Origin of the sequence: Ferrovibrio sp. (assembly GCF_036381655.1) — a bacterium.
Classification (GTDB): Bacteria; Pseudomonadota; Alphaproteobacteria; order Ferrovibrionales; family Ferrovibrionaceae; genus Ferrovibrio.
On sequence record NZ_DASVCJ010000074.1, the window covers coordinates 1 to 1,055 of the forward strand.

The window sequence follows — 1,055 nt, forward strand, 5'->3', positions numbered from 1 at the left end:
CTAGAGCGTTTTCCGATCATTCGCAGTCATACCCTGCTGCGGCGAAGTAGTTTTCGCATTCCTGTGGAGTGAAGGTCTCGATGGCTCGGGCGATGGCGTCCCAGAGGTCGTCTTTGGTTCGGGCGGCGGTCTTCTTGAGGAAGGCCTTGAACTTGGAGAAGGCCATCTCGATGGGGTTGAAGTCGGGGCTGTAGGGCGGCAGGAAGCGCAGCTCGGCGCCGGCCGCTTCGATGGCCTTGCGCACGGCTGTCGGCTTGTGGGCAGGCAGATTGTCCATGACGACGATGTCGCCGGGCGCGAGGGTGGGTACCAGCACCTGTTCCACGTAAGCCAGGAAGGCGTCGCCGTGCATGGCGCCGTCGAGGATCATGGGCGCGGTCATGCCGTCGAGCCGGAGCGCGCCGACGAAGGTGGTCGTCTTCCAGTGCCCGTGCGGCACTGGCGCCCGGCAGCGCTCGCCCCGAGGCGACCGGCCATAACGCCGCGCCATCTTCGTCGAAGCGCCGGTCTCGTCGATGAACAGCAGCCGCTCCGGCGCCAGATCGGGCTGGGCCTCGAACCAGGCCCGCCGCCGGCGCAGAACGTCAGCCCGCTGCTGCTCGCTGGCGTGCGCGGTTTTTTTTGACCGTCATGCCGTGACGGTCGAGAAGACGCCAGACCGTGCTCTGGGCCACCTTCAGCCCATGCGCCTCATCCAGATACGCGGCGATCTCGGCGAGCGTGATGTCCGGCGTCTCCTCGATCAGCCCAAGGATCTCCTCAGCATGTGCCTCGATCCGGTGCGAGCGGTAATCCCCGCCCTGCGGCCGCGGCCGAATATCGCCCGTCCGCCGCCACCGATCTGCCCATTTGATCGCGGTCGAGGGTGCAACACCGAAGCGTTCCGCCGCGGCGCGACGCGTCATCCCGCCGTCGACTGCCGATATCAGCCGTTCCCGAAGATCAAGCGAAAGAGGTTTCGTCATGCAGGCCTCCTGCTCCAGCCCGCATCTTGAATCACAAACGCTGACTCGACGGAATCCCACAAGATTCCTTCAGATCGAAAAACGCTCTAG

1 protein-coding gene is annotated in these 1,055 nt (G+C 64.9%); it reads right to left on the bottom strand.

Annotated features, from left to right (window positions below; genetic code table 11):
* Positions 1-16: 16 nt before the first annotated feature.
* Positions 17-965 (bottom strand): IS630 family transposase gene (locus tag VF194_RS16720; RefSeq protein WP_330892332.1). Its coding sequence is split into 2 segments (ribosomal slippage): positions 17-626 and positions 625-965, totalling 951 coding nucleotides; the frame shifts between segments, so codons are not numbered across the junction.
* Positions 966-1,055 lie beyond the last annotated feature (90 nt).